The 24,506-nt window shown below is 60.4% G+C and carries 27 protein-coding genes and 1 tRNA gene; 20 read left to right on the forward strand and 8 right to left on the reverse strand.

Annotated elements, in window-relative coordinates; all coding sequences use genetic code 11:
• Window positions 1–3: 3 nt before the first annotated feature.
• Window positions 4–723, forward strand: a complete 720-nt coding sequence (locus AB4P96_RS27900; RefSeq protein ID WP_017137618.1) for a DUF4198 domain-containing protein — start codon at window positions 4–6, stop codon at window positions 721–723.
• Between the two features lie 133 nt (window positions 724–856).
• On the opposite strand, the gene hemH is transcribed toward AB4P96_RS27900, so the two are convergent.
• Window positions 857–1,882, reverse strand: a complete 1,026-nt coding sequence (hemH, locus tag AB4P96_RS27905; protein ID WP_138451169.1) for a ferrochelatase — start codon at window positions 1,880–1,882, stop codon at window positions 857–859.
• A 14-nt stretch (window positions 1,883–1,896) separates the two neighbouring features.
• On the reverse strand, window positions 1,897–2,796 hold the full coding sequence (locus AB4P96_RS27910; protein ID WP_017137620.1) for a TIGR01777 family oxidoreductase: 900 nt from the start codon (window positions 2,794–2,796) through the stop codon (window positions 1,897–1,899).
• A 238-nt stretch (window positions 2,797–3,034) separates the two neighbouring features.
• On the opposite strand from AB4P96_RS27910, the gene AB4P96_RS27915 reads away from it, so the two are divergent.
• From AB4P96_RS27915 to AB4P96_RS27970, 12 genes are all read left to right on the forward strand, one after another.
• Window positions 3,035–4,021 carry an NAD(P)/FAD-dependent oxidoreductase gene (locus AB4P96_RS27915; RefSeq protein WP_017137621.1) on the forward strand — a complete coding sequence of 329 codons (987 nt, stop codon included), beginning with the start codon at window positions 3,035–3,037 and terminating at the stop codon, window positions 4,019–4,021.
• The gene (locus tag AB4P96_RS27920) at window positions 4,018–4,233 is read left to right on the forward strand and encodes a TIGR02450 family Trp-rich protein (protein WP_017137622.1); all 216 of its coding nucleotides are present in this window, start codon (window positions 4,018–4,020) and stop codon (window positions 4,231–4,233) included. Before AB4P96_RS27915 ends, AB4P96_RS27920 begins: the two co-directional genes overlap by 4 nt.
• Window positions 4,234–4,346: 113 nt before the next feature.
• Window positions 4,347–5,306: a DUF523 and DUF1722 domain-containing protein gene (locus AB4P96_RS27925; protein ID WP_017137623.1), complete on the forward strand. Its 960-nt coding sequence runs from the start codon at window positions 4,347–4,349 to the stop codon at window positions 5,304–5,306.
• Between the two features lie 3 nt (window positions 5,307–5,309).
• Window positions 5,310–6,239, forward strand: a complete 930-nt coding sequence (locus tag AB4P96_RS27930; protein WP_395600322.1) for a MerR family transcriptional regulator — start codon at window positions 5,310–5,312, stop codon at window positions 6,237–6,239.
• Window positions 6,240–7,682 carry a deoxyribodipyrimidine photo-lyase gene (phrB, locus tag AB4P96_RS27935; protein ID WP_017137625.1) on the forward strand — a complete coding sequence of 481 codons (1,443 nt, stop codon included), beginning with the start codon at window positions 6,240–6,242 and terminating at the stop codon, window positions 7,680–7,682.
• On the forward strand, window positions 7,675–8,097 hold the full coding sequence (locus AB4P96_RS27940; RefSeq protein WP_017137626.1) for a nuclear transport factor 2 family protein: 423 nt from the start codon (window positions 7,675–7,677) through the stop codon (window positions 8,095–8,097). Before phrB ends, AB4P96_RS27940 begins: the two co-directional genes overlap by 8 nt.
• The gene (locus tag AB4P96_RS27945; protein WP_017137627.1) at window positions 8,094–8,876 is read left to right on the forward strand and encodes an SDR family oxidoreductase; all 783 of its coding nucleotides are present in this window, start codon (window positions 8,094–8,096) and stop codon (window positions 8,874–8,876) included. Before AB4P96_RS27940 ends, AB4P96_RS27945 begins: the two co-directional genes overlap by 4 nt.
• Window positions 8,873–10,120, forward strand: coding sequence for an FAD-dependent oxidoreductase (locus AB4P96_RS27950; RefSeq protein ID WP_176991535.1), 1,248 nt, complete (start codon window positions 8,873–8,875; stop codon window positions 10,118–10,120). Before AB4P96_RS27945 ends, AB4P96_RS27950 begins: the two co-directional genes overlap by 4 nt.
• Entirely contained in the window at window positions 10,117–10,926 is an 810-nt protein-coding gene (locus tag AB4P96_RS27955; RefSeq protein WP_017137629.1) for a DUF1365 domain-containing protein, read from the forward strand. The genes AB4P96_RS27950 and AB4P96_RS27955 overlap by 4 nt, the downstream gene beginning before the upstream one ends.
• Window positions 10,913–12,184 (forward strand): cyclopropane-fatty-acyl-phospholipid synthase family protein, encoded by a 1,272-nt coding sequence (locus tag AB4P96_RS27960; protein WP_099549226.1) that lies wholly within the window; start codon window positions 10,913–10,915, stop codon window positions 12,182–12,184. The genes AB4P96_RS27955 and AB4P96_RS27960 overlap by 14 nt, the downstream gene beginning before the upstream one ends.
• Complete coding sequence (locus AB4P96_RS27965; RefSeq protein WP_017137631.1) at window positions 12,177–12,668, forward strand: DUF2878 domain-containing protein; 492 nt, start codon at window positions 12,177–12,179, stop codon at window positions 12,666–12,668. The genes AB4P96_RS27960 and AB4P96_RS27965 overlap by 8 nt, the downstream gene beginning before the upstream one ends.
• Window positions 12,669–12,722: 54 nt before the next feature.
• Window positions 12,723–13,028, forward strand: coding sequence for a YkgJ family cysteine cluster protein (locus AB4P96_RS27970; protein ID WP_395600323.1), 306 nt, complete (start codon window positions 12,723–12,725; stop codon window positions 13,026–13,028).
• Window positions 13,029–13,160: 132 nt separating this feature from the next.
• Here AB4P96_RS27970 and AB4P96_RS27975 read toward each other — a convergent pair whose 3' ends face one another.
• From AB4P96_RS27975 to hemA, 6 genes are all read right to left on the reverse strand, one after another.
• Window positions 13,161–13,679: an acyloxyacyl hydrolase gene (locus AB4P96_RS27975; protein ID WP_017137633.1), complete on the reverse strand. Its 519-nt coding sequence runs from the start codon at window positions 13,677–13,679 to the stop codon at window positions 13,161–13,163.
• A 110-nt stretch (window positions 13,680–13,789) separates the two neighbouring features.
• Window positions 13,790–14,584: a glutamate racemase gene (murI, locus tag AB4P96_RS27980; protein ID WP_177033719.1), complete on the reverse strand. Its 795-nt coding sequence runs from the start codon at window positions 14,582–14,584 to the stop codon at window positions 13,790–13,792.
• Window positions 14,577–15,332, reverse strand: a complete 756-nt coding sequence (locus AB4P96_RS27985; protein WP_017137635.1) for a molybdopterin-synthase adenylyltransferase MoeB — start codon at window positions 15,330–15,332, stop codon at window positions 14,577–14,579. The genes murI and AB4P96_RS27985 overlap by 8 nt, the downstream gene beginning before the upstream one ends.
• A complete protein-coding gene (prmC, locus tag AB4P96_RS27990; RefSeq protein ID WP_138454213.1) occupies window positions 15,326–16,156 on the reverse strand; it encodes a peptide chain release factor N(5)-glutamine methyltransferase in 831 nt (276 codons plus the stop codon). The genes AB4P96_RS27985 and prmC overlap by 7 nt, the downstream gene beginning before the upstream one ends.
• The gene (gene prfA / locus AB4P96_RS27995; RefSeq protein ID WP_099549221.1) at window positions 16,157–17,239 is read right to left on the reverse strand and encodes a peptide chain release factor 1; all 1,083 of its coding nucleotides are present in this window, start codon (window positions 17,237–17,239) and stop codon (window positions 16,157–16,159) included.
• Window positions 17,236–18,525: a glutamyl-tRNA reductase gene (gene hemA / locus AB4P96_RS28000; protein WP_017137638.1), complete on the reverse strand. Its 1,290-nt coding sequence runs from the start codon at window positions 18,523–18,525 to the stop codon at window positions 17,236–17,238. The genes prfA and hemA overlap by 4 nt, the downstream gene beginning before the upstream one ends.
• Window positions 18,526–18,707: 182 nt before the next feature.
• Between hemA and AB4P96_RS28005 the strand changes: the two genes are divergently transcribed.
• From AB4P96_RS28005 to pth, 7 genes are all read left to right on the forward strand, one after another.
• Window positions 18,708–20,432 (forward strand): tetratricopeptide repeat protein, encoded by a 1,725-nt coding sequence (locus AB4P96_RS28005; protein WP_017137639.1) that lies wholly within the window; start codon window positions 18,708–18,710, stop codon window positions 20,430–20,432.
• 4 nt (window positions 20,433–20,436) lie between these two features.
• A complete protein-coding gene (gene lolB / locus AB4P96_RS28010; protein ID WP_017137640.1) occupies window positions 20,437–21,054 on the forward strand; it encodes a lipoprotein insertase outer membrane protein LolB in 618 nt (205 codons plus the stop codon).
• Between the two features lie 49 nt (window positions 21,055–21,103).
• Window positions 21,104–21,907, forward strand: a complete 804-nt coding sequence (ispE, locus tag AB4P96_RS28015; protein ID WP_178110933.1) for a 4-(cytidine 5'-diphospho)-2-C-methyl-D-erythritol kinase — start codon at window positions 21,104–21,106, stop codon at window positions 21,905–21,907.
• A 37-nt stretch (window positions 21,908–21,944) separates the two neighbouring features.
• A tRNA-Gln gene (locus tag AB4P96_RS28020) sits at window positions 21,945–22,019 on the forward strand.
• Window positions 22,020–22,065: 46 nt separating this feature from the next.
• Window positions 22,066–23,007: a ribose-phosphate pyrophosphokinase gene (locus AB4P96_RS28025; RefSeq protein WP_003208392.1), complete on the forward strand. Its 942-nt coding sequence runs from the start codon at window positions 22,066–22,068 to the stop codon at window positions 23,005–23,007.
• A gap of 139 nt (window positions 23,008–23,146) precedes the next feature.
• Complete coding sequence (locus AB4P96_RS28030; protein WP_017137642.1) at window positions 23,147–23,746, forward strand: 50S ribosomal protein L25/general stress protein Ctc; 600 nt, start codon at window positions 23,147–23,149, stop codon at window positions 23,744–23,746.
• A 168-nt stretch (window positions 23,747–23,914) separates the two neighbouring features.
• Window positions 23,915–24,499, forward strand: coding sequence for an aminoacyl-tRNA hydrolase (gene pth / locus AB4P96_RS28035; protein ID WP_010213318.1), 585 nt, complete (start codon window positions 23,915–23,917; stop codon window positions 24,497–24,499).
• Window positions 24,500–24,506 lie beyond the last annotated feature (7 nt).

Here is a 24,506-nt window from a genome sequence, read left to right on the forward strand (position 1 = left end):
CCCATGCAAGCCTTCAAATCCCTGGCCGTGATCGGCCTGCTGTTTGCCAGCCAAGTCTCGGCCCACGGCCTGTGGACCGAACAACGACGCGGCAATATCGAAGTGATCTACGGCCACGGCGCCGAAGACAATGCCTTCAAGGCGCAGAAAATCAGCGGCGCCTGGGCGTATGACGCCAGCGGCAAAATGATCCCGGTCACCGTGGAGCGCCTGGCCGACCACGCACGCCTCAAGCCACTCAAATCGCCCGCCGTTTTAGCCGTGGCGTTGGATAACGGGATGTGGTCGCAGACGCCGGACAAGAAGTGGATCAACCAGGGCCGTAGCCAAGTGCCAGGCGCGATTGAGTCGACCCAGACCTTCAAGTACAGCCTGGCGATTTACCAGCCGGGGGCGAAGCTGCCCAAACTGGATCAGATCAAGCTGCTGATCCTGCCGGAAGTCGACCCGCTGACCGTAGGGCCAGGCAAGTCACTGCCGGTGCGGGTGCTGCTGGACGGCAAACCGGCGGCGGGGATCAAGCTGGTGGGCGATTATCGCAATGCGCCGAACACCTTGAGCACTGAGACCGACAAGGACGGCCGCGCCCAGGTGCTGGTGCGTAATGAAGGGTTGAATGTGATTGCCGCGCAGGTGGAGATTCCGCTCAAGGACAACGCCGACGTGGCCACCCGCGGGCTGTTTACTTCGTTGACCTTCCTCGGTGAACCGCATCACGAATAAACCCTGAAAAACACTGTGGGAGCGGGCTTGCCCGCGATGGCGGCCTATCAGTCACCCAATATGTCGACTGACAAACCGCCATCGCGGGCAAGCCCGGCTCCCACAGTTGATCTCTATCGTTTCGACACTCGGACTACAGCGCTACTGGCGCCCGCTCGCACAGCGTATTAAGCGCCACCGCCCACTGCGGCTCATCGTTCAAGCACGGCACCAACACCAACTCCTCGCCCCCTGCCTCGCGGAACTGCTCCAGCCCGCGATCACCAATTTCTTCCAGCGTCTCAATGCAGTCCGCTACAAACGCCGGGCACATCACCAGCAGCTTTTTCACGCCTTGCTGGGCCAAGGTCTCCAGGCGGGCCTCGGTGTAGGGTTCGATCCACTTGGCACGGCCCAGCCGTGACTGGAACGCCACCGACCACTTGCCCTCCGGCAAGCCCATGCGCGCGGCAAAGTCGCGCGCCACGCTGAAGCACTGGGCGCGGTAGCAGGTGGCAAGCACCTCGGGCGAAGCGTTCTTGCAGCAGTCAGCATCCTTGAAGCAATGCTGGCCTGTGGGGTCGAGTTTTTTCAGATGGCGCTCAGGCAACCCATGGAAGCTCAGCAACAAGTGATCGAATTCCTGTGCCACGTACGGCCGGGCGCTGGCGACCAAGGCGTCGAGGTATTCCGGCTGATCGTAGAACGGCTGCAAGATAGAAAACTGCACGTTGAGCTTCTTGTCGCGGACCACACGCTTGGCTTCTTCGATCACCGTGGTCACGGTGCTGTCAGCGAACTGCGGATACAACGGCGCCAGGGTGACTTTTTGAATGCCTTGAGCCGCGAGGCGCGTGAGGGTGGTTTCAAGCGACGGCTCGCCGTAGCGCATCGCCAGCTCCACCGGGCCGTGTGTCCACTGCTGGGTCATTTGCGCTTGCAAGCGACGGCTCAGGACCACAAGCGGCGAACCCTCTTCCCACCAGATCGAGGCGTAGGCATGCGCCGATTGCTCAGGGCGCTTGATCAGGATCAGCGACACCAGCAAGCGCCGCACCGGCCACGGCAGGTCGATCACATAAGGGTCCATCAGGAACTGATTAAGGTAGCTGCGCACATCGGCCACCGAAGTGGACGCCGGTGAACCCAGGTTGACCAGTAACAACGCGTGATCCGTCATGCAACATCCTATGGCTAGAGGCGGCTGGACAAGTCTTCCAGTGCCGCGTGCAACTCAGTGAACTGAAAAGTGAAACCGGCGGCCAGCAACCGTTCGGGGACGGCCTTCTGCCCGCCCAGCAACAACCCGGACAACTCGCCCAGGCCGACCTTCAAGGCAAACGCCGGCATCGGCATGAACGCTGGGCGGTGCAGCACCTGGCCCAGGGTGTTGGCAAACTCGCGATTACGTACCGGGTGTGGCGCGCAGGCATTATAAGGACCACTGGTGTCGCCGTTGTGCAGAAGAAAATCAATCAGGGCGATTTGATCTTTGATATGGACCCACGGCATCCACTGCCGACCATTGCCGATCGGCCCGCCCAGCCCCAGTTTGAACGGCAGCAGCAGGCGCGACAAAAAGCCGCCCTTGGCCGCCAACACCAGGCCAGTGCGCACCAGCACCACGCGGGTGCCGAAGGCTTCGGCGCGCAACGCGGTTTCTTCCCAGGCGATGCACAGTTGGCTGGGGAAATCATCCTGCACCGGGCCACTGGCTTCGGTCAGTTCGCGCTCGCCGCCGTCGCCATACCAGCCTACTGCAGAGCCGGAAATCAACACCGCCGGCTTTTGCGCCAGGCCTTGCATCCAAGCCAGCAAGGTTTCGGTGTGGCCGATGCGGCTGCTCCACAGCAATGCCTTGCGCTTTTTGGTCCATGGGCGATCGGCAATCGGCGCGCCCGCCAGGTTGACCACCGCATCCACCGTGCCGATCACGTCTTGCAAGCGGCCAACACCGAGCACCTCGGCACCGCACCATTTGGCCACGGTATCCGGCTCGCGGCTCCACACGGTCAGGCGATGCCCTTGGGCAAGCCAGTGCAGACAGAGTTGGCGACCGATCAAGCCCGTACCGCCGGTCAGCAAAATATGCATGGGTTTCTCCTCATGTAACGTTTGCCGCCCATCGCTAGTCTATTTTATAAGCATGGATCTTTTGTAAGTGGGCGTTACGTTGGTTTCAGAGGCCGGTTCAGGCCTCCTTCTTAACCCCTCACCCTTAACCTTAGGTCACGCCGTTAGAACAGGTACGCCAAAACTTATACCAAAAAACAATATTGTACAGCTATGGGTGTCGGCGTAGTCTGTACCCAAAGGTAAAACGAGGCCCCCAATGACTGTTCCCATCGCGATCATCGGCACCGGCATCGCCGGTCTTTCCGCCGCCCGAGCGTTACGAGACGCGGGGCACGTTGTACAACTCTTCGATAAAAGCCGTGGCAGTGGTGGCCGCATGTCCAGCAAGCGCAGCGATGCCGGCGCGTTGGACATGGGCGCACAATACTTCACGGCCCGCGACCGGCGCTTCGTCAACGAAGTACAGCGCTGGCAAAGCAACGGCTGGGCCGAACAGTGGAAACCGCAGCTGTACAACTTCAAGTCCGGCCAGCTCACGCCCTCCCCCGACGAGCAGATCCGCTGGGTCGGCACGCCGCGCATGAGCGCCATTACCCGCGCACTGCTTGACGACTTGCCGGTTGAGTTCGGTTGCCGCATCACCGAAGTGTTCCAAGGCAAGCAGCACTGGAACCTGCTGGACGCCGACGGCGGCAATCATGGCCCGTTCAGCCACGTAGTCATTGCCACGCCGGCGCCCCAGGCCACCGCCCTGCTGGCCGCTGCGCCCAAGCTTGCAAGTGCGGCCGCCGGGGTGAAGATGGACCCCACCTGGGCCGTCGCGCTGGCCTTTGACACGCCGCTGGATACGCCGATGCAAGGCTGCTTTGTGCAAGACAGCCCGCTCGACTGGCTGGCGCGCAACCGCAGTAAACCCGGGCGTGACGCCACCCTCGACACCTGGGTGTTGCATGCCACCAGCGCCTGGAGCAAGGCCAATCTCGACTTGCCCAAAGAGGCGGTGATCGAACACCTGCACGGCGCCTTCGCCGAACTGCTGCACAGCGCCATGCCCGCACCGTCCTTTAGCCTGGCCCATCGCTGGCTTTACGCCAGGCCGTCGGAGCGGCATGAATTTGGCGTGCTGGCCGACGCCGACCTGGGCTTGTATGTGTGTGGTGACTGGTGCCTGTCCGGGCGGGTCGAAGGCGCGTGGCTCAGCGGCCAGGAGGCCGCACGCCGCCTGATCGAACACCTGCAATGAACCGCCTCAACCCGACGAAATTGCTGTTGTCGAAGTGGACAGCAGCACGCCCGCGCAACAAGGAAAAACACTTCCTCGTCACCGAACTGTTCCGTGATGACGAAGGCACCGTGCTCGAAATCGAGCTGCAAGCGGTCATGACCCGCCGCGCCGAACGCCTCCCGTGGCAAACCCTGCAAAATGCCGAAGACTGGCGCATGGGTTGGAAATAGCGGGCGCTGAAAATACTTATACAAACAATTTGACTTGTACAGCATCAAACCTATGATGAGATTTAATTGTACAGAGTTATAAATCTGTATAGGAATTTCGCAGAGGGTTGAGCATGTCCAGCAGCGCAAAACCGAAGATCGCCATCAGTGCCTGCCTGCTCGGCGAGAACGTGCGCTTTAACGGCGGACACAAACAATCCCTGCTGTGCAGCCAAACGCTCGCCGACTATTTCGACTTCGTGCCGTTGTGCCCCGAAGTGGCGATCGGCATGGGCATCCCCCGCGAACCGATTCGCCTGGTGGGCGACCCTGCCCACCCGCAGGCGGTCGGCACCGTGCACCGTGACCTCAATGTGACGCAGCCATTGGATGCTTACGGCCAGCAGATGGCTGTGGAACACACAGACCTGTGCGGCTACATCTTCATGCAGAAGTCGCCGTCGTGCGGGCTGGAGCGGGTCAAGGTCTACCGCGACAACGGCACGCCCGTTGATGGCGGCGGGCGCGGCATTTATGCCCAGGCGTTTTGCGCACGCCACCCCAACCTGCCGGTGGAAGAAGACGGCCGGTTGAATGACCCGGTGCTGCGCGAGAACTTCCTCACCCGCGTGTTCGTGTACGCCAGCTGGCAAGAATTGCTGGCTGAGGGCATCACCCGTCACCGCCTTTTGGCGTTCCACGCGCGCTACAAATACCTGCTGATGGCCCACAGCCCTGTGCATTACAAAAGCCTTGGCCACCTGCTGGGCAGCATGGGCAAGAGCATCAACCTGGATGAACTGGCCGCCGGCTATTTCAGCGAGTTGATGACCGGCCTGAAAAAGTGCGCCACACGCGGCACCCACACCAATGTGCTGCAACACATCAGCGGCTACCTCAAACAAGCCATCAGCGCCGAGGACAAGCAGGAAATGCAAACCGTCATCGGCCAATACCGCACCGGCATCGTGCCGCTGGTGGTGCCGCTGACCTTGCTCAAACATCACTTTCGCCAACACCCGGACCGCTACATCGCGCAGCAGGCGTACCTGCAGCCGCACCCGGAAAACCTCAGCCTGCGTAATGCGATCTAGACCATGACACCTGCCCTGCAAGACGACCCTGTCGAAGACATCGCCCAAGCCATCGAAGACGGCTGGCTGCCGATTCGCGAAGTGGCGCGCCAGACCGGCGTCAACGCCGTGACCCTGCGCGCCTGGGAGCGCCGTTATGGCCTGATCGTGCCCCAGCGCACGCCCAAGGGCCATCGGCTGTTCAGCGCCGAACATGTACAACGCATCCACACCATTCTGACCTGGCTCAACCGTGGTGTGCCGGTCAGCCAGGTCAAAGGCTTGATCGATTCCGCCCAGGCCAGCCCCGACAGCGTCGAAAATGAATGGCATGTGCTGCGTCATAAACTGCTCACCGTAATCAGCGAATTGGCCGAACGCCGGGTCGACGACCTGTTCAACCAGGCCATGGCGCTGTACCCGCCGCGCACCTTGTGTGAGCAATTGATGCTGCCGCTGCTCAACGCGCTGGAGCAACGCTGGCAGGGCCAGTTCGGCGCGCAAATGGAGCGAGTGTTTTTTCTGTCCTGGCTGCGCAGCAAGTTCGGCGCGCGCATTTACCACAACAACCGCCAGCTCCAGGGCGCGCCGTTGCTGCTGGTCAACCAGTCAGACGTGCCCCTGGAGCCACACCTGTGGCTTAGCGCCTGGCTGGCCAGCAGCGCCGACTGCCCCGTGGAGGTTTTTGATTGGCCTTTGCCGACCGGCGAACTGGCCCTGGCCGTGGAACACCTGCAACCGCGTGCGGTGCTGCTGTACTCAAGCAAAGCCCTCCACTTGTCGGCACTCGGCAAACTGTTGGGCGGCATCAGTTGCCCAATTTTGATTGCCGGACCAACGGTATGCATCCACCAGGACGAGTTAGCCGTATTAACCCGTGACACTCCTGAATTGTTCGTGGCCGAAGACCCCTTGTCAGCCCACCAGTTACTGATCCAGCGTGGAATTGTCTAAATGCATTTGATCTGGCTGCGCACCGACTTGCGCCTACACGACAACACCGCCCTCGCCGCCGCCTGCCAGCGCGGCCCGGTTGCCGCCGTGTACCTGATCACGCCGCAGCAATGGCTGGCCCATGATGATGCACCCTGCAAAGTCGATTTCTGGCTGCGTAACCTCAAGCACCTGAGCCAGGCCCTTGGCGAACTGAACATTCCCTTGCTGATTCGCACCGCCGACACCTGGGACCAGGCGCCCGCCGTGCTGGGCAAACTGTGCCGGGAACTGTCAGTGGAGTCGGTGCACGTCAACGAGGAATACGGCATCCACGAGAGCCGTCGCGATGTGGCCGTAGCCAACGCCCTGGAGGCTGACGGTGTGACGTTCCACAGCTACCTCGACCAACTGTTTTTCCAACCCGGCAGCGTGCTGACCAAAACCGGCACTTACTTTCAGGTGTTCAGTCAGTTCCGCAAGGTCTGCTACAGCCGCCTGCACAGCGCCTTGCCGCGCCTGGTGGCCACGCCGCAACAACAGGCACCGCAGGATGTGCACAGCGACGCCATCCCGGATCAGGTCGACGGTTTCGCGCCGCCCAGCGAAACCTTGCGCGCTTTCTGGCCCGCCGGTGAAGAAGAAGCCCGGCGTCGCCTCGACGCCTTCGCCGACCAACAGATCAGCTACTACAAAGACGAACGCGACTTCCCGGCCAAACCCGGCACCAGCCAGCTCTCGGCCTACCTCGCCGCCGGTGTGGTCTCGCCGCGCCAGTGCCTGCACGCCGCCCTGCAAACCAACCAGGGCGAGTTCGAAAGCGGCGATATCGGCGCCATCACCTGGATCAACGAGTTGCTGTGGCGCGAGTTCTATAAACACATTCTGGTCGGTTACCCACGGGTCTCACGCCACCGTGCGTTCCGCCCCGAAACCGAGGCACTGGCCTGGCGCGATGCGCCCAAGGACTTGGCCGCCTGGCAGCAAGCGCGCACCGGCCTGCCGATCATTGACGCAGCCATGCGCCAACTGCTGGAAACCGGTTGGATGCACAATCGCCTGCGCATGGTGGTGGCGATGTTTTTGACCAAGAACCTGCTGATCGACTGGCGCGAAGGCGAGCGCTTCTTTATGCGCCACTTGATCGACGGCGACCTGGCCGCCAACAACGGCGGCTGGCAGTGGAGTTCGTCCACCGGCACCGACGCGGCACCGTACTTCCGGATTTTCAGCCCGTTGAGCCAGTCGGAAAAGTTCGACAGCGAAGGGGTGTTCATCAAGCACTGGCTGCCAGAGTTGGCGGCGCTGAACAAAAAAGAAGTGCACAACCCCGAAGCCGCCGGTGGCCTGTTCGGCGCGGCAGATTACCCACGCTCGATTGTCGACCTGAAAAAATCCCGCGAGCGCGCCCTCGCCGCCTTCCGCAACCTGCCTTCACGCCAGGAGGTCGCCGAACATGAGTGACTTCCTGCACCGGTTCGCCCAAGCCTTTACCACGCTGGACAAGCACAACCTGCACCTGCTCGACAGCTTGTACAGCCAGGACATTGCCTTCACCGATCCGCTGCACGAAGTGCATGGGCTGCCCGCTTTGCGCGGTTACTTCACCGAGATGTACAGCAACATCAGCCAGTTGCGTTTTGACTTCCATGGCTTCGACCAGGTCGCCGAAGGTGAAGGCTACCTGCGCTGGAAAATGAGTTTTTGCCACCCGCGCCTGGCCAATGGCAAGGTAATCCGGGTGGAAGGTTGCTCGCACCTGATGTGGCGCGACAAGGTCTACCGCCATCGCGATTATTTCGATGCGGGCGCGTTGCTCTATGAACACTTACCGGTAGTCGGCCGTGTGGTCAGTTGGCTAAAAAGGAGAATGGGATGAGCCTTGTACCGCCCCGCCGTTATTGGTTGACCGGCGCCAGCAGTGGCATCGGTGCCGCACTGGCCGTCGAACTGCTCAACAGTGGCGCGCATGTGGCGCTCAGCTCGCGCAGCAAAGGCCCGCTGGAAGCGTTCGCCCAGCGTTATCCAGGCCAAGTGCTGGTGGTAGCCGGCGACCTGACCAACAGCCAGACCGTGCGCGAGATCGGCGAACGCATCGGCGAGGTCTGGGGTTCATTGGACACGGTGATCCTCAACGCCGGCACCTGTGAGTATGTCGACGCCCGGCAATTCGACTCCTCCATCGTCGAGCACGTGGTGCGCACCAACCTGCTTGCCAGCAGCTATTGCATCGAAGCTGCACTGCCGCTGTTGCGCAAAGGGCTCACCCCACATCTGGTCGGCGTTGCGAGCGCCGTGACCTACCTGCCAATGCCACGCGCCGAAGCCTATGGCGCGTCCAAGGCCGGGCTGCGTTACCTGTTCGAATCGCTGCGCATCAGCCTGTCGCCGGAGAACATCGACGTCACGGTGATCAGCCCGGGCTTTGTCGACACCCCGCTGACCGAACGCAATGATTTCCCGATGCCGCTGAGCTGGTCCGCCGAAAAGGCTGCGCGGCATATCTTCGCCAAATTGGAAAAGCGCCCGCTGGAAATCGCCTTCCCCGCGATGTTTATCGCCACCTTGTGGCCATTGTCGAAACTGCCCAACCGCGCGCAACTGATTATCGGCAAACGCATGCTGCGCAGCCCGCCACCGAAGAAGGACGACCTGTGAAGATCGCCATCATCGGCAGCGGTATCGCCGGGCTGACCAGCGCTTACCTGCTCAGTCGGCGCCACGACATCACGCTGTTTGAGGCGGGCGAGCGCATTGGCGGGCACACCCACACGGTCAACGTCACGGTCAAAGGTAAACCCTATGCCGTGGACACCGGTTTTATCGTGTTCAACGACTGGACCTACCCTAATTTCATCCGTCTGCTCGGGCAGATTGGCGTGACCTTCAAGCCCACCGAAATGAGCTTTTCGGTGTGCGACCAGAACGCAGGTTTCGAGTACAACGGTAATAACCTCAACAGCCTGTTTGCCCAGCGCCGCAATATTCTCTCGCCGGGATTCTGGGGCATGTTGCGCGACATTCTGCGCTTTAATCGCCAGGCACCGCTGGACCTGCAAGAGCAACGCATCAGTGCCGATATGACGCTGGGCGACTACCTCGAGGCCGGGGGTTATGGCCCACGCTTTATCCGCCATTACATCGTGCCGATGGGCGCGGCGATCTGGTCGATGTCGCTGGCGGACATGCTCGGTTTTCCGTTGCAGTTCTTTGTGCGGTTCTTCAAGAACCACGGGTTGCTGTCGGTGAACAATCGGCCGCAATGGTGCGTGATCGAAGGTGGTTCCAGCAGTTATATCGAACCTTTGACCCGCAGTTTTCGCGAGCAGATCCGCCTGAACTGCCCTGTGGATAAAGTCGAACGCACAGGCGACGGCGTGGTTATCCACAGCCTCGCCGGCAGCGAGACCTTTGACCGCGTGGTGTTCGCCTGTCACAGCGACCAGGCCTTGGCGTTGCTGGCCGACCCGAGCCAGGCTGAGCAGGACATTCTTGGTGCCCTGCCCTACGCCGACAATGACGTGGTGCTGCACACCGACACGCGCCTGCTGCCCGATCGCAAACTGGCCTGGGCCAGCTGGAATTATCGCCTGAGCGGCAGCGCGCAAACCCAGGCGGCCGTCACTTACGACATGAACATCCTGCAAGGCATCCACAGCGACACCACCTTTTGCGTCAGCCTCAACCAGACGCCGATGATCAACCCGCTGAAGATCCTCGCGCGCTACACCTATGCGCATCCGCAATACAGCCTGGCGGCAGTGGCCGCACAAAACCGCTGGGAAGAATTGCACGGTGCGCGGCACACCTTTTACTGCGGCGCCTACTGGGCCAACGGTTTTCATGAAGACGGCGTGAGCAGCGCATTACGCGTGGCCCAGGCCTTTGGCGAAACCCTATGAACAGCGCCCTGTACAGCGGCTGGATCGCCCATCGCCGGTTTGCGCCCAAGGCCCACGCCTTTCGCTACCGCATCGGCCTGCTGTACCTGGACTTGAGCGAACAAGACGAAGTGCTCGGCCTATCACCCCTGGCCGGCAACAGCCGCCTGGCGCCCTTCGGCTTTCGCCAGCAGGACTACCTGCGTGAATTCACACGTCACGGCATGAGCTTGAGCGATGCCGTGCGCCAGGAAGTCGGCAAGGCACTGGGGCGCGAGCCCCGGGGCGTTATCTGCCTACTGACCCAGGCCCGCAGTTGGGGCCTGGCTTTTAACCCGGTGAGTTTCTTCTACTGCTTCGAGGCCGACGGGCAACTGGCCGCGATCCTGTGTGAAGTAACCAACACCCCGTGGCGCGAGCGTTACCACTATGTGCTGCCGGCCCAGGCGCTCGGCGCCGAGGAACACCAGCACTTCGCCGTGGCCAAGGCGTTCCATGTGTCGCCGTTTTTACCCCGCGACCTGGAATACCGCATGAGTTTCAGCCCGCCGGCCGACAGGCTTGGTGTGCACATGGCCGATTGGCAGGGCACGCAAAAAGTCTTCGACGCCACCTTGAGCCTGCAAAAAGAAACGCTGACCCGCGCCAGCCTGCACCGTTACCTGTGGCGCTTCCCGTGGATGACCGCCAAGACCTGCCTGGCGATTTACTGGCAAGCCATGCGCCTGTTGCTCAAACGCACACCGATTTTTTCCCATCAGGCCGCCGATGGCGCCTCTCGCACCGCAGTCGGGTATACCAAGGATCGCCGCCATGAAATCCCCTAGCTTATCGGTCAAGACCAACCGCCTGAACGTCAACGGCGTGACCAGTGCGCTGTTGCGCAAAGGTGTGCTGCGCCAGCTCAGCCAACTGCGCCACGGCCAGTTGGTAGTGATTGAAGAGGGTGAACGCCAGGTGTTCGGCGCACGCGAAGCGCATTTGTTGGGCGAAATCCAGATCCACGATTCGGCGGTCTGGGGCTTGGTGGCCGCCAATGGCTCGATCGGCGCCGGCGAGGCGTTTATCCACGGTTACTGGAGCAGCCCGGACCTCACCGCCGTGGTGCGTGTGATGGTCAGCAACCTTGATGTGCTTGACGCAATGGAAGGCGGCCTGGCGCGCTTGGCGCGACCGTTCACCCAAGGCCTGCACTGGCTTAACCGCAACACCCGCAAGGGCTCGCAGAAAAATATCGCCGCCCACTATGACCTGGGCAACGACCTGTTCGAGGAATTCCTCGACCCGACCATGATGTATTCGGCGGCGCAGTTTCTGACGCCCGACGACAGCCTGGAACAGGCGCAGTTGAACAAGCTGGAACGCATCTGCCAGAAGCTTGCGCTCAAACCCACTGACCATTTGCTCGAAATCGGCACCGGCTGGGGCAGCATGGCGTTGTATGCGGCGCAGCACTATGGCTGCAAGGTCACCACCACGACCTTGTCCAAAGAACAGTTTGCCTACACCGAAAAACGCATCGAGGCCTTGGGCCTCAAGGATCAGGTGAAGCTGCTGCTGCAAGATTATCGCGACCTGACCGGTCAGTACGACAAGCTGGTGTCCATCGAGATGATCGAAGCGGTCGGCCATCGCTTCCTGCCCACCTACTTCAAGCAATGCGCGCACCTGCTCAAAAGCGACGGCCTGATGCTGCTGCAAGCCATCACCATTCGTGAGCAGCGTTTTGAGCAGGCCAAGAACAGCGTCGACTTTATCCAGCGCTATATTTTCCCCGGTGGCGCCCTGCCTTCCGTGCAGAACATGTTGCAGATCGTCAGCCGCGACACCGACATGAACCTGCTGCACATGGAAGACTTCGGCTTGCACTACGCGCGCACCTTGCGCCTGTGGCATGAGAACTTCCGTCGCGCCCATGGCCGCCTTGCCGAGTTGGGCTACGATGAATACTTCCTGCGCCTGTGGGAATTCTACTTGTGCTACTGCGAAGGTGGGTTTATGGAGCGAACGATCGGTACCGCGCAGTTGCTGCTGGCCAAGCCTGCGGCGATCAACCCGCCGTTGCTCGGGCGTTTCAGTGCTTAAAACGCTGGCCAATGCCGTGCTGTTCCAGTGCGGTTGGTTTGCCTGTGTGCTGGGCGGTGACACCCGTTGGTTATGGGGGGGCGCTGGTGTGCTGGTCATCCACCTGCTGTGGACAAGCTCATGGTCTGAAGACGGCCAAGTGCTCCTGGCCGTGACCCTTTTGGGCACCGTGGTCGATACCTCGTTGCGTACCTTTGGCGTGTTTCACTTCGGTTTTCCAGGGCCGCTGATTCCCTTCTGGCTAATCATGCTATGGGCACTGCTCGCGACTACGCTGCGCCATTGCCTGGCCTGGAGCGCACAACCCTGGTGGCGCGCCAGCCTGCTGGGTGCGGTGGGCGGGCCGTTGTCTTACTACGCCGGCAGCCAATTGGCCGGTGTTCGTTTCGGCTACGACACAACACTGACACTGATCGGCCTGGCGCTGCTTTGGGCGATCCTGTTCCCCGTCATGCACTGGGTGGCGCGACAGCTTGGCCACTGACGTCCGTCAGAGCATTCATGCGCACCCAGCGCGCTTGCCTTACACTGCGCGCCTATGACCAACATCCCCCACACTCAAATCACCGACCCCGCCGTCACCTGCTCGACGTGCGCGGCCTGCTGCTGCCAGCTGGAAGTCATGCTGATTACCGACACGGGTGTGCCGCAACGCTATATCGATACCGACGACTGGGGCGGTGAAGTGATGCTGCGCCTGGATGACGGCTGGTGCGCGGCGCTGGATCGGGACACGATGATGTGCACGATCTACGAGCGGCGGCCGTTGATCTGTCGGGAATTCGAGATGGGTGCGCCGGAGTGCCTGGAAGAGCGCCAGGGCATTGCGACGGCGTATCGCTGATCCAACATGTGGTGGATATAAAATGTGGGAGCTGGCTTGCCTGCGATAGCATCACTTCGGTGTAACTGATAAACCGAGGTGTCTGCATCGCAGGCAAGCCAGCTCCCACATGGTTTTGCGCAGGCTTGAGAGTTACAACGGGTAGGTGTAGTGCAACGAGTAGCTCTCTACCCCGTCGTTATTGCTGCTGATGCCCGCATTGGAATAGTGCGTGGCGCGAATGCCCACTTCATGCCCACCGGCAAAGCGCAAACCAAAGCCCAGTCGGTCTTCGAACTGGAAGGCCTGGCCGATGTTGTTGTCTTCAACCCGCGTACGTGAAAACACCGCGACACCGATCCCGGCTTCTATATAGGGCTTGACCTTCTCCCCGGCAAACTCGTACACAAACACCGGCGAGAACGACAGGCTGCTGACACTCGCGCGTTTGTCGCCATCCCAGTAGGTGTAAGCGCCGCTCCAATAGCCGGTCAGTCGGCCCGTATCACTCTGCCACCAGCTTTTATCCCAATCCGACGTCAGCCCCAATCGATAGGTCATGGTCGAATCGCTGGTGCCCCCCACCCCAAATTCCAGGCCGGCGGCCTGGGCCGAAACTGAGTGTCCCACCACAGCGGCCGCAATCGCAGCCAAACAGAACAAGCGCTTCATAAGAGCACATCCTTTGAGATCGAAGTCGTATGGTTTTGTACAGGCTAACGCTATAGAAGCTTGCGCGATGCCAGAAGTTCAGCTTCTAACCGCGATGTTTCACGAATTTTTCACAAGCCAAAATTACGCACAACACCGGGAGATTTCCAGAGTGTCGGTAGGATATTTCTTAGGTGATCGACGTCGCCGCTGGTCCAGAACTGCGCTGGCTCAGGCTTGCCGGGCGACAGCAGGTTACGTTCGCCCAACAGACGCTTGAGCTGACGCGCCACGGCAGCGCCGGTGTCGATCAGGATGATGCTAGGGGGAAGCATCTGTGCCAGAAGCGGCTTGAGGAAGGGGTAATGGGTACAGCCGAGGATGATGGTGTCACAACCGGCGCTCAGCAGCGGGTCGACATAGCCCTGCAACAGCTGGCGCAGCCCGGTGCTATTGAGGTCACCGGTTTCGATCAACTCCACCAGGCCCGGGCACGGCTGGGTAATCACCCGCACGTCGGTGGCAAAGCGGTCGAGTAATGCTGCGAACTTGGCACTTTGCAATGTGCCGGTGGTGGCGAGCACGCCGACCACGCCACTGCGGGTGGCAGCGGCGGCTGGCTTGACCGCCGGCTCCATACCCACCAAAGGCCAGTCGGGATAGTCCTGGCGCAAATCAGCCACGGCGGCGACGGTTGCGGTGTTGCAGGCAATCACAAAGGCTTTGGCGCCTTGTTCACGAAAAAACTCGGCGACCAAACGGCTACGCTCAAGAATGAACGCCGGGGATTTTTCACCGTAGGGGATATGCCCGCCATCAGCCACGTACAGCAGCGACTCATGGGGCAACAACTGCTGGATTTCATCCAGCACCGACAGGCCGCCGACGCCGGAATCGAACACACCGATGGGCGCGTCCTTAAGCATGGGCCGTCCCGCAAACGCTGCAGCCGGGGTCGCGCTTGACGCGCAGTTCGCGAAAACGCGTGGTCAAGGCGTCGATCAGTAGCAAGCGCCCCACCAAGGGTTCACCAAAGCCTGCCAGCAACTTCAGCGCTTCCAGTGCTTGCAGGCTGCCGACCAGCCCGACCAACGGACCGACCACACCGGCTTCGCTGCAGGTCAGCTCGGTGTCGCTGCCGTGCCCATATAAACAGTGGTAGCACGGGCTTTCGTCGCGGCGCGGGTCGAACACTGACAATTGCCCTTCCAGGCGAATGGCCGCACCGCTGACCAATGGTTTTCCAGCCGCAACACAAGCGGCGTTGACGGCTTCACGGGTGGCGAAGTTGTCGCTGCAATCGAGCACCACGTCTACCGCGGCCACTGCGGCGGCGAGTGAATCGGCATCCAGCGCAGTGCGATGGGCGACCAACGTAATTTCGGGGTTGATGCCGGCCAGGCGACGCATGGCCGAATCGACCTTGGCCTGCCCGACGCTGTCGGTGTCGTGGATGATCTGGCGTTGCAGGTTGGTCAGGTCGACAGTGTCGAAGTCTGCCAGGTGCAACTCGCCCACGCCGGCAGCGGCCAGGTACAACGCGACTGGCGCACCCAAGCCGCCGAGGCCGACAATCAGCGCATGGCCGTTTTTAAGACGCAGCTGGCCTTCGATGTCGACATGTTGCAACAGAATCTGTCGGCTATAGCGCAACAGCTCCTGGTCGGTCAGCACGGGCGGCGCCCCAACGTGATGCGTTCGTGGCCGCCGAGGTCGATGCGGCTGTGGACCTCTTCAAAGCCCTCACCCGACAACAAATCACGTACCGCCGCAGCTTGGTCGTAACCGTGTTCGAGCAGCAGCCAGCCACCGGTATTCAAGTGGGCTGGGGCCTGGGCGATGATCAACCGCAGATCGTCCAGCCCATCATGGCCCGCCACCAAGGCGCTGGCCGGTTCAAAGCGCACATCGCCTGCCACCAGGTGCGGATCATTATCGGCAATGTAAGGGGGGTTGCTGATGATCAAATCGAAGCGCTGGCCTTGCAGCGCGCTGAACCAATGGCTGTTCAACACCGTGGCGTTCTTCAGGTGCAGGCGCTGGCGGTTGCGTTCGGCCAGGGCTACGGCTTCGAGCACACGGTCAACGGCAGTGACCTGCCAGGCCGGGCGTTCGCTGGCCAGGGCCAGGGCGATCGCGCCGCTGCCGGTGCCCAGGTCGAGGACCTTGGCAGGCGTGGCCGGCAACAATTCAAGGGCGGCTTCCACCAGCAGCTCGGTTTCCGGGCGCGGGATCAGCGTGTGCGGCGCGACCTCCAGGTCGAGCTTCCAGAAACCCTGCTGACCGAGGATGTAGGCCACCGGCTCACCCGTGCGGCGACGCTGCAGGTAATCGGCAAAGGTCAGCGCATCTTCGCTGCTGACGATTTTTTCCGGCCAGGTGTGCAAGTAGCTGCGCGATTTGCCCAAGGCAGCGGCCAGTAACAGTTCCACATCCAGACGCGCGGTGGGCGAGTCAGGCAGGTCAGCGGCGCGCAGGAGGCTGGCAATAATGGTCATTTATTCACCTATCGCCGCCAATTGATCGGCCTGGTATTCGGCCAGCAAAGGCTCGATCACCGCATCAACGCCGCCGGCGAGAATTTCGTCGAGGGAGTAAAGCGTGAGGTTGACCCGGTGGTCGGTGACCCGGCCTTGGGCGAAGTTGTAGGTGCGGATGCGTTCGGAGCGGTCGCCCGAGCCCACCAGCAGCTTGCGCTCGCTGGCAATCGCGTTGGCGGCGGCGCTGGTCTGCTGGTCGTTGAGCTTGGCCGACAGCCAGGACATGGCCCGCGCACGGTTTTTGTGCTGGGAACGCTCTTCCTGGCATTCGACCACGATGCCCGACGGCAAGTGGGTGATCCGGATCGCCGAGTCGGTCTTGTTCACGTGCTGACCACCGGCGCCCGACGAACGGTAGGTGTCGACACGCAAGTCCGCCGGGTTGATCTCAATGGCTTCCTGCTCGTCCGGCTCGGGCAACACGGCCACGGTGCACGCCGAGGTGTGGATACGGCCCTGGGATTCAGTCGCCGGAACCCGCTGCACGCGGTGCGCGCCGGACTCGAATTTAAGCTTGCCGTAGACGTTGTCACCTTCGACCCGGGCGATGACTTCTTTATAGCCACCGTGCTCACCTTCATTCTCGGACAAAATCTCGACCCGCCAGCCACGTCGCTCGGCGTAGCGCGAATACATGCGGAACAGGTCGCCGGAGAAGATTGCCGCCTCGTCGCCACCAGTGCCGGCGCGGATTTCGAGGAACACGTTGCGCCCGTCGTTCGGGTCTTTGGGCAGCAGCATGCGCTGCAGGTCGCCTTCCAACTCGGCCAGCTTCTCTTTGGCTTCGCGGACTTCTTCCACGGCCATTTCACGCATGTCCGGGTCGCTGTCCTTGAGCAGCGCCTGGGCGCCTTCGAGGTCGGCCTGCACTTTCATCAGGCTTTTATAGGTGGCCACAATCGGCTCAACTTCGGCGTATTCCTTGGAATAGGCGCGGAACTTGGTCTGATCGGAGATGACCTCGCCATCGCCGAGCAAGGCGGTCAGTTCTTCGAAACGGTCCTGGAGCACGTCCAGTTTATTGAGCAGTGACGCTTTCATTGCGGTTTTTTATCCGAAGAGCTATCTGACGCGCCCTCACCGAGGGCAAAGAGTTCCTGGGCCATGGCCAGCGCATCGAGGCGGCCTTCGGCGGTAAGCTTTTTCAACTGAACGCTGGGGGCGTGGAGCAATTTGTTGGTCAGGCCACGTGCCAATTGCATCAGCACTTCTTCGGCGCTGCTGCCGTTGGCCAGCAAGCGCTGGGCCTTGATCAATTCTTCATCGCGCAGGCGTTCACCCTGCTGACGATACGCCTTAAGCACGTCGACCGCCGCCAGCTCACGCAGGCGCACCATAAAGTCTTCGGCGCCGGTGCTGACCATTTCCTCGGCGGCCTGGGCTGCGCCCTGGCGACTCTTGAGGTTTTCGGCGACCACTTCGTGCAGATCATCGACGCTATAGAGGTAAACGTCGTCCAACTCGCCGACTTCAGGCTCGATATCACGGGGAACAGCGATATCCACCATGAAGATCGGTTTGTGCTTGCGCAGCTTCAGCGCGCTCTCGACCGCGCCTTTGCCCAGGATCGGCAACTGGCTGGCGGTGGAGCTGATGACGATATCGCTGCGCACCAGCTCGGCCGGGATGTCCGAGAGCAACACCGCGTGGGCGCCAAACTGCTCGGCCAGGATGCTCGCGCGCTCCAGGGTGCGGTTGGCGACCACGATACGCTTGACGCCCAGGTCATGCAGGTGGCGAGCGACCAAGGTGATGGTTTCACCGGCGCCGATCAGCAGCGCCTGGCTGCGCTGCAAGTCACTGAAAATCTGTTTGGCCAGGCTGACGGCGGCGAACGCGACGGACACCGGGTTTTCACCGATGGCGGTATCGGTGCGCACCTGCTTGGCCGAATTGAACGTAGCCTGGAACAAACGCCCAAGCAACGGGCCGACGGTGCCAGCCTCGCGGGCCACGGCGTAGGCGGATTTCATCTGGCCGAGGATCTGCGGCTCGCCCAACACCAGCGAGTCGAGCCCTGCGGCGACGCGCATCATGTGACGAACTGCCGCATCCTCTTCGTGCACATATGCACTGGCGCGCAGGTCCTCGAGATCCAAATGGTGATAATCGGCCAGCCAGCGCAGCACCACATCCGCTGAGAGATGTTCCTGCTCTATATAAAGCTCGCTGCGATTGCAGGTCGAAAGGATCGCAGCTTCGCGGCTGTCGGTGAGCCGGCAGAGCTGCTGCAAGGCCTCAACCAACTGCTCTGGCGTAAACGCCACGCGCTCGCGCACGTCTACGGTTGCAGTCTTGTGGTTAATACCGAGTGCGAGGAAGGCCATTCAATATCGCTGATGATGTCGGGAAGCCGACAATTGTCCTACTTCGAAAGATCCAGAACAACCACCGTCGTCTATTGTCCTAGTAGCTTGTGCCTATAAAGGCGCCCACTGAGACTCGGTTATGTTTGGCCGAAGGCTTGTGTCATGATGATCCGACCGCAGGTTAGTCGTCCTCTTCCTATATGAATAGATCTTCCGCGTTGCTCCTTGCTTTTGTCTTCCTCAGCGGCTGCCAGGCCTTGGCACCCGTGTCGCCGGACGGTACGCCGCCGGTCGAAGACAGCGCCCCAGCCCCTGAAAAGCCCAAGGTTTACTCCTCGTTCAATGAAGAAACGATCTACAGCCTGCTGACCGCGGAACTCGCCGGCCAGCGCAATCGTTTCGATATTGCCCTGGATAACTATGTGACCCAGGCCATCAACACCCAGGACCCGGGCATTTCGGAGCGTGCGTTTCGCATCGCCGAATACCTGGGCGCTGACCAGGCCGCGCTGGATACTTCTCTGATCTGGGCGAAAAACGCTCCGCAAGACCTGGAAGCGCAACGTGCGGCGGCCGTGCAACTGGCACGCGCCGGGCGCTATGACGACTCCATGGTGTATATGGAGAAAGTCCTGCAGGGCAAGGGCGACACGCATTTCGACTTCCTCGCGCTGTCGGCTGCCGACACTGACCAGGACACGCGCAATGGCTTGATGAAGAGTTTTGACCGCCTGCTGCAAAAGCATCCGAAAAACAGCCAACTGATTTTCGGCAAAGCCTTGCTGCTGCAGCAGGATGATGAAGCCGATGCCGCCCTCAAGCTGCTGGAGCAGAACCCGCCGGAAGACGGCGAGATCGCCCCGATTCTGCTGCGCGCACGCTTGCTGCAGAACCTTAATCGCGGCAAGGAAGCGATTCCACTGCTGGAAAAAAGCATCAAGAAATACCCGGGCGACAAGCGCTTGCTGCTGACCTATGCGCGAATGCTGGTGGAGCAAGACCGCATGGAAGACGCCAAAGTGCAGTTCGCCAACCTGGTCCAGCAATACCCCGACGACGACGAGCTGCGTTACTCCCTGGCACTGGTCTGCCTGGAAGCCAAGGCCTGGGACGAGGCCAAGGGTTATCTGGAGGAGCTGATCGAGCGCGAAAGCCATGTGGATTCGGCGCACCTGAACCTCGGCCGCATCGCGGAAGAACGCAACGACCCGCAGGCTGCGCTGCTTGAGTACGCCCAGGTCGGCCCCGGCAACGATTACCTGCCGGCCCAGCTGCGTCAGGCCGATATCCTGATGAGCAACGGCCGCACCGACGAAGCGGAAAAACGCCTGGCGGCGGCACGTGATGCCGAACCGGACTATGCGATCCAGCTGTACCTGATCCAGGCCGAAACACTGTCGGCCAACAAGCAGGGCGAACGCGCCTGGAAATTGCTGCAACAAGCCTTGCTGCAATACCCCGACGACTTGAACCTGCTGTACACCCGCGCCATGCAGGCGGAAAAACGCAATGACCTGGCGCAGATGGAAAAAGACCTGCGCCTGATCATCAAGCGCGACCCGGACAATGCCATGGCGCTCAATGCCCTGGGCTACACCCTGTCGGACCGCACCACGCGTTACGCCGAAGCCAAGGTGCTGATCGAACAAGCCCACAAGCTCAACCCGGAAGACCCGGCCGTGCTCGACAGCCTGGGTTGGGTGAATTACCGCCTGGGCAATCTGGACGAAGCCGAACGCCTGCTGCGCCAGGCACTCGAACGTTTCCCTGACCAAGAGGTGGCAGCCCACCTGGGTGAAGTGCTGTGGGCCAATGGCAAACAGCGCGAAGCGCGACAAATCTGGGAAAAATTCCTCAAGGAACAACCCGAAAGCCCCATCCTGCGCGGCACCATCAAGCGCCTGACCGGATCCGAGACCCTTTAAGCTTATGTTTTTGCGCCACGTTATTGTTTTCAGTTTCATCGCCCTGCTCGCCGGTTGCGCGGGCATCGGCAGTCGTGAATCCGTTGAAGGCCAGGGCAACCCGGCGCAATGGAAACAGCACAAAGAGCAGCTCAGCAGCATCGACGGCTGGCAGATCGACGGCAAGGTCGGGGTTCGCGCGCCGAAAGATTCCGGCAGCGGCACGTTGTTCTGGCTGCAGCGCCAGGACTATTACGATATCCGTTTGTCCGGGCCACTTGGCCGCGGTGCTGCGCGCCTGACCGGCCGGCCAGGGCAAGTGAGCCTGGAAGTGGCCAATCAAGGCCGCTATGAGGCAGCCACGCCGGAAGAACTGCTGGAACAACAGATTGGCTGGAAGCTCCCCGTTTCGCACCTTGTGTGGTGGGTACGCGGCCTGCCTGCGCCGGACAGCAAAAGCAGGCTGAGCCTCAACGGCGACAGCCGCCTGGCCACGCTTGAGCAGGATGGCTGGCAGGTTGAATACCTCAGCTATGTGCAACAGGGCGCCTACTGGCTGCCCGAGCGCATCAAACTGCATGGCACCGACCTTGACGTCACGCTGGTGATCAAGGAATGGCAACCGCGCAAGCTGGGGCAATAACGTGACCGCCACCACCTTGACACTGCCCTCCCCGGCCAAACTCAATTTGATGCTGCACATTCTGGGTCGCCGTGAAGACGGCTACCACGAGTTGCAGACGCTGTTTCAGTTTCTCGATTACGGCGATGAACTCACCTTCGCCGTGCGCGACGATGGCGTGATCCAACTGCACACCGAATTCGAAGGCGTGCCCCACGACAGCAATCTGATCGTCAGGGCCGCGAAAAAACTTCAGGCGCAATCCGGTTGCTCACTCGGCATCGACATCTGGATCGATAAAATTTTGCCCATGGGCGGCGGCATCGGTGGCGGCAGCTCAAATGCCGCGACCACGCTGCTCGGTTTGAATCACTTGTGGCAACTGGGCTGGGACCACGATCGCCTGGCCACGCTGGGCCTGACACTGGGCGCCGACGTGCCGGTTTTCGTGCGTGGGCACGCGGCTTTTGCCGAAGGCGTCGGGGAGAAACTCACCCCGGAATACCCCGAAGAGCCTTGGTATGTCGTGCTTGTTCCGCAAGTATCTGTAAGTACAGCAGAAATTTTTTCAGATCCACTGTTGACACGTAACTCTCCTCCCATTAAAGTGCGCCCCGTTCCCAAGGGAAACAGTCGAAATGACTGCTTACCGGTTGTAGCAAGGCGTTATCCAGAGGTACGTAACGCTTTGAATTTGTTAGGTAAATTTACCGAAGCAAAATTAACCGGAACTGGAAGTTGTGTGTTTGGGGGCTTCCCAAGCAAAGCTGAAGCTGATAAAGTCTCGGCCCTTCTTACAGAGACCCTTACAGGGTTTGTAGCAAAGGGAAGCAACGTTTCGATGTTGCATCGCAAGCTTCAAAGTCTGCTCTAAAAGGAACCGAGTACTGGGTACTCGTTGCAACAGATACAGGGGCGTCGCCAAGCGGTAAGGCAGCAGGTTTTGATCCTGCCATGCGTTGGTTCGAATCCAGCCGCCCCTGCCATTTTCTAATACTCATCCAGGTTACCCTCAGCCTCTAGGTACTGCGCGTGTCCAAGATGATGGTCTTTACGGGGAACGCCAACCCCGATCTGGCTCGACGTGTCGTACGTCAGCTGCATATCCCTCTCGGTGACATCTCTGTCGGTAAATTCTCCGACGGCGAAATTACAGCCGAGATCAATGAAAACGTCCGCGGTAAAGATGTTTTCATTATTCAGCCGACTTGCGCTCCGACCAACGATAACCTGATGGAACTCGTCGTGATGGCTGATGCCTTCCGCCGCTCCTCAGCGACTCGAATCACAGCTGTAATCCCTTACTTTGGTTATGCCCGTCAGGATCGCCGTCCGCGTTCCGCACGTGTGGCTATCAGCGCGAAAGTCGTTGCTGACATGCTGACCGTGGTAGGCATCGACCGTGTTCTCACGGTTGACCTGCACGCTGACCAAATCCAGGGGTTCTTCGATATTCCGGTAGATAACATCTACGGCTCCCCAGTATTGGTGGATGACATTGAAGACCAGCGCTTTGAAAACCTGATGATCGTGTCCCCGGACATTGGTGGCGTCGTGCGTGCACGGGCTGTTGCCAAATCCCTGGGCGTGGACCTCGGGATCATCGACAAACGCCGTGAGAAAGCCAATCACTCTGAAGTGATGCATATCATCGGTGATGTCGAAGGGCGTACCTGTATTCTGGTTGATGACATGGTCGACACCGCCGGCACCCTGTGCCACGCGGCGAAAGCCTTGAAAGAGCATGGTGCAGCAAAAGTCTTCGCCTACTGCACACACCCTGTGCTGTCGGGCCGAGCGATCGAGAACATCGAGAACTCCATGCTGGACGAACTGGTGGTGACTAACACCATCCCGTTGTCCGCAGCAGCTCAAGCCTGTTCGCGTATCCGTCAACTGGATATCGCACCGGTAGTTGCCGAAGCGGTTCGCCGCATCAGCAACGAAGAATCGATCAGCGCGATGTTCCGATAAGGGTCAAACCTTACGAAACATCCCACTGACGAAAAGCGCCCCGCCCCAGCATTCTGTTGGGGCGGGGCTTTTTTGCCCATATCGCCTTTAGCGCTGGTCGCAAACGCTGGGGCGAATGTGGTTATTTTGGAGATACAACATGAACGATTTTACTCTGAATGCTGAAGCGCGTTCCGACCTGGGGAAAGGTGCGAGCCGCCGCCTGCGTCGTCTCGCAAGCCTGGTTCCAGCTGTAGTTTACGGTGGCGACAAAGCCCCTGAATCCATCAGCATGCTGGCCAAAGAAATCGCCAAACTGCTCGAAAACGATGCGGCCTACAGCCACATCATCGAGCTGAATGTTGGTGGCAAGAAGCAGAACGTCATCATCAAGGCCCTGCAACGTCACCCAGCCAAAGGCCACGTGCTGCACGCTGACTTCGTACGCGTAGTAGCCGGTCAGAAACTGACCGCTATCGTGCCTGTGCACTTTGTTGGTGAAGAAGCTCCGGTCAAGAAAGGCGGCGAAGTTTCGCACGTTGTTGCCGAGATCGAAGTGACCTGCCTGCCGAAAGACCTGCCTGAGTTCATCGAAGTCGACCTGTCGGCTCTGGAAATCGGCGACATCGTTCACCTGTCCGACCTCAAAGCCCCTAAAGGCGTTGAGTTTGTTGCACTGGCTCACGGTGATGACAAAGCTGTTGCAAACGTTCACGCTCCACGCGTTGCACCAGAAGCTGAAGAAGGCGCTGCAGAGTAATTCACTCTGTAATGTCGGAGCTTGAGGAAACATCGCGGACCGGAACGTAGCGAGAAAGCGGGCGATAACGCGGCGTTTACTCTTGAGTAAATGATCTTTTGTTGACCGCTTTCGCCGCACACAGGTTGCGGCGATGTTATCCACAACTCCAAAGGAAGGGCCCCTGTCGTGACTGCCATTAAACTGATCGTTGGCCTGGGAAATCCAGGCGCCGAATACGAACAGACCCGGCATAACGCGGGGGCCCTTTTTGTTGAGCGTATCGCCCACGCACAAGGTGTGAACCTTGTGGCCGATCGCAAATATTTTGGCCTGACCGGGCGCTTCTCGCACCAGGGTCAGGATGTTCGTCTGCTGATTCCTACCACCTACATGAACCGCAGCGGCCAGGCTGTCGCGGCGCTTGCGGGCTTCTTCCGGATCAAACCCGAAGAAATCCTGGTGGCCCATGACGAACTGGACCTGCCACCCGGCGTTGCCAAACTCAAGTTAGGCGGCGGGCATGGCGGCCACAATGGCCTGCGCGACATCATTGCGCAGTTGGGTAATCAGAATAATTTTTACCGTCTGCGGCTCGGCATTGGCCACCCAGGCGTTGCCAGTATGGTTTCAAATTTCGTCCTGGGTCGTGCGCCACGCGCCGAACAGGAAAAACTCGATGCCAGCATCGACTTTGCCCTCGGCGTGCTGCCGGATATCTTCGCCGGTGAATGGAACCGCGCGATGAAAAACCTGCACAGCCAGAAGGCCTGACTCTTAC

This window comes from Pseudomonas sp. B19125, from assembly GCF_044218855.1.
GTDB lineage: Bacteria > Pseudomonadota > Gammaproteobacteria > Pseudomonadales > Pseudomonadaceae > Aquipseudomonas > Aquipseudomonas edaphica.

Coding starts and splice junctions, on each gene's coding strand:
- AB4P96_RS27960 (WP_099549226.1), top strand. CDS start 10,913: ATGAAATCCCCTAGCTTATCGGTCAAGACCAACCGCCTGAACGTCAAC.
- AB4P96_RS27975 (WP_017137633.1), bottom strand. CDS start 13,679: ATGAAGCGCTTGTTCTGTTTGGCTGCGATTGCGGCCGCTGTGGTGGGA.
- phrB (WP_017137625.1), top strand. CDS start 6,240: ATGCATTTGATCTGGCTGCGCACCGACTTGCGCCTACACGACAACACC.
- AB4P96_RS28005 (WP_017137639.1), top strand. CDS start 18,708: ATGAATAGATCTTCCGCGTTGCTCCTTGCTTTTGTCTTCCTCAGCGGC.
- AB4P96_RS28030 (WP_017137642.1), top strand. CDS start 23,147: ATGAACGATTTTACTCTGAATGCTGAAGCGCGTTCCGACCTGGGGAAA.
- hemA (WP_017137638.1), bottom strand. CDS start 18,525: ATGGCCTTCCTCGCACTCGGTATTAACCACAAGACTGCAACCGTAGAC.
- ispE (WP_178110933.1), top strand. CDS start 21,104: ATGCTGCACATTCTGGGTCGCCGTGAAGACGGCTACCACGAGTTGCAG.
- AB4P96_RS27920 (WP_017137622.1), top strand. CDS start 4,018: ATGAACCGCCTCAACCCGACGAAATTGCTGTTGTCGAAGTGGACAGCA.
- prfA (WP_099549221.1), bottom strand. CDS start 17,239: ATGAAAGCGTCACTGCTCAATAAACTGGACGTGCTCCAGGACCGTTTC.
- lolB (WP_017137640.1), top strand. CDS start 20,437: ATGTTTTTGCGCCACGTTATTGTTTTCAGTTTCATCGCCCTGCTCGCC.
- AB4P96_RS27945 (WP_017137627.1), top strand. CDS start 8,094: ATGAGCCTTGTACCGCCCCGCCGTTATTGGTTGACCGGCGCCAGCAGT.
- AB4P96_RS27940 (WP_017137626.1), top strand. CDS start 7,675: ATGAGTGACTTCCTGCACCGGTTCGCCCAAGCCTTTACCACGCTGGAC.
- AB4P96_RS27910 (WP_017137620.1), bottom strand. CDS start 2,796: ATGCATATTTTGCTGACCGGCGGTACGGGCTTGATCGGTCGCCAACTC.
- murI (WP_177033719.1), bottom strand. CDS start 14,584: ATGCTTAAGGACGCGCCCATCGGTGTGTTCGATTCCGGCGTCGGCGGC.
- prmC (WP_138454213.1), bottom strand. CDS start 16,156: ATGACCATTATTGCCAGCCTCCTGCGCGCCGCTGACCTGCCTGACTCG.
- AB4P96_RS27915 (WP_017137621.1), top strand. CDS start 3,035: ATGACTGTTCCCATCGCGATCATCGGCACCGGCATCGCCGGTCTTTCC.
- AB4P96_RS27930 (WP_395600322.1), top strand. CDS start 5,310: ATGACACCTGCCCTGCAAGACGACCCTGTCGAAGACATCGCCCAAGCC.
- AB4P96_RS27900 (WP_017137618.1), top strand. CDS start 4: ATGCAAGCCTTCAAATCCCTGGCCGTGATCGGCCTGCTGTTTGCCAGC.
- AB4P96_RS27970 (WP_395600323.1), top strand. CDS start 12,723: ATGACCAACATCCCCCACACTCAAATCACCGACCCCGCCGTCACCTGC.
- AB4P96_RS27925 (WP_017137623.1), top strand. CDS start 4,347: ATGTCCAGCAGCGCAAAACCGAAGATCGCCATCAGTGCCTGCCTGCTC.
- hemH (WP_138451169.1), bottom strand. CDS start 1,882: ATGACGGATCACGCGTTGTTACTGGTCAACCTGGGTTCACCGGCGTCC.
- AB4P96_RS27955 (WP_017137629.1), top strand. CDS start 10,117: ATGAACAGCGCCCTGTACAGCGGCTGGATCGCCCATCGCCGGTTTGCG.